The organism is Microbacterium sp. DT81.1, from assembly GCF_049844955.1.
Taxonomy (GTDB): domain Bacteria; phylum Actinomycetota; class Actinomycetes; order Actinomycetales; family Microbacteriaceae; genus Microbacterium.
Genome location: NZ_JBNCMA010000020.1, coordinates 1 through 2,139, shown reverse-complemented (window position 1 = coordinate 2,139; position 2,139 = coordinate 1). Strand labels below are relative to the sequence as shown.

General features: G+C 67.0%; 2 protein-coding genes. Both read left to right on the top strand.

Features of this window, described 5'->3' with window-relative positions; all coding sequences use genetic code 11:
• The first annotated feature begins 65 nt into the window (after positions 1–65).
• A complete protein-coding gene (istA, locus tag ACLQ2Q_RS22150; RefSeq protein WP_425824055.1) occupies positions 66–1,280 on the top strand; it encodes an IS21 family transposase in 1,215 nt (404 codons plus the stop codon).
• Positions 1,280–2,077, top strand: a complete 798-nt coding sequence (istB, locus tag ACLQ2Q_RS22145; protein ID WP_425824053.1) for an IS21-like element helper ATPase IstB — start codon at positions 1,280–1,282, stop codon at positions 2,075–2,077. The genes istA and istB overlap by 1 nt, the downstream gene beginning before the upstream one ends.
• Positions 2,078–2,139: the final 62 nt, after the last annotated feature.

The window sequence follows — 2,139 nt, the reverse complement described above, 5'->3', positions numbered from 1 at the left end:
TGTCGACGACGCTTGAAAACTGGACAGTAACGACGCTTGAAAAGTGAACACTCAACGATTGGAGAGTGATCACTTTGGAGGATTGGGCGCTGATCAGGAGGCTGGCAGCGGAGGGCGTGCCGAAGGCGCGTATCGCTGAGCGGTTGGGGATCTCGCGGACCACGGTCGTGAAGGCAGTGCAGTCGGATGCGCCGCCGCGGTATGAGCGGCGGGCGGCATCGACGTCGTTCACGCCGTTCGAGGCGCGGGTGCGTGCTCTGCTCGAAGACGATCCGGAGCTACCGGCGGTGGTGATCGCGGAACGCGTCGAGTGGCCGGGTTCGATCACGTGGTTCCGGGAGAATGTGAAGCGGCTGCGGCCGGAGCATCGCAGAATCGATCCCGCGGACCGGTTGACGTGGGATCCCGGTGACGCGGCGCAATGTGATCTGTGGTTCCCGCCTAAGAAGATCCCGCTCGAGGATGGGACGGCGAAGCTGCTGCCGGTGTTGGTGATCACGCCGGCGTATTCACGGTTCATTACCGGCAGGATGATCCCGACGCGGAAGACCGAGGATCTGCTGCTGGGGTCGTGGGAGCTGATCCAGCAGCTGGGTCGGGTGCCGCGCCGGCTGATCTGGGACAACGAGCCGGGCATCGGCCGCGGCAAGCGGCACGCGGCGGGGGTGGACGCGTTCATGGGCACGCTGGCGACGAAGCTGGTGTTGCTGCCGCCGAAGGACCCGGAGTCCAAGGGTGTCGTGGAGCGTCGCAACGGGTGGTTCGAGAAGTCGTTCATGCCCGGCCGGTCGTTCACCTCAGCGACGGACTTCGACGCGCAGTTCACCGCATGGCTGGAGCGGGTGAACGGCAGGGTGGTGCGCACCACGAAGGCGGCGCCGGTGGACCGGCTGGACACGGATCGGGCCGCGATGCTGCCGTTGCCGCCGATCCCGTTGCACCTGGGCTGGCGGAACCGGGTCCGACTCGGCCGGGACTACTACGTCCGACTCGACACCAACGACTACTCCGTCGACCCGCGCATGATCGGAAGGCTCGTGGACGTGATCGCCGACCTGGACCGGGTGCGAGTCCGCGCAGACGGACGGATCGTCGCCGATCACGCGAGGGCCTGGGCGCGCGGGATGACCGTCACCGACCCCGCGCACGTCGAGATCGCAGCCCGGCTCCGGAAAGAGTTCCAGCAGCCTCGCTCCGTGGCGACCGTCGGGGCTGACCTGACACGTGACCTGAGCGACTACGACCGCGCGTTCGGACTCGCAGGTGAGGAGGCTGACTGATGGCATCGGCGAAGACGACGGACGCCGTGAAGCAGATCACCTATCTCGCCAGCGCGCTGAAAGCACCTCGGATCACCGAAGCCGCCAGTCGGATGGCCGACCAGGCACGCGACGCCGGTTGGTCGTTCGAGGACTACCTCGCCGCCGTCCTGGAACGGGAAGTCAGCGCGCGCAACGCCTCCGGCGCGGAGCTGCGGATCAAAGCGGCCGGGTTCCCGGCACGGAAGACGCTCGAGGACTTCGACTGGGACGCCCAAACCGGAAGCCGGCAACAGGTCGCCGCTCTTGCATCGGGCGGGTTCCTCCTCGAAGCGCGCAACGTCGTGCTGCTGGGTCCGCCCGGAACAGGCAAGACGCATCTCGCGACCGCGCTCGGGATCGTCGCAGCGAGGCACGGGCATCGGGTGCTGTTCGCGACCGCGACGGACTGGGTCACCCGCCTCACCGACGCGCACCGGCACGGCCGGCTGCCGCAGGAGCTCGCCCGGTTGCGCCGTTACGGGCTGATCATCGTCGATGAGGTCGGCTACCTCCCGTTCGAGCAAGACGCCGCCAACCTGTTCTTCCAGCTCGTGTCATCCCGCTACGAACACGCCTCACTGATCCTGACCAGCAACCTGCCGTTCTCCGGCTGGGGCGGGGTCTTCGGAGACCAAGCCGTCGCCGCCGCGATGATCGACCGCATCGTCCACCACGCCGACGTTCTCACCCTCAAGGGCGCCAGCTACCGGCTCCGCGGACGAGGCATCGACAGCCTCCCCAGCATCCGCACCACCACCGACGAAAGCCCTCGCTAGACTGCCCGCAATCGTTCACTTTTCAAGCGCCGAAACCGTTCAGAATTCGAGCGCCGTCGACA

What these genes read in the sequence shown, in the direction of transcription:
- istB (WP_425824053.1), top strand. Translation starts at nt 1,280, where the DNA reads ATGGCATCGGCGAAGACGACGGACGCCGTGAAGCAGATCACCTATCTC.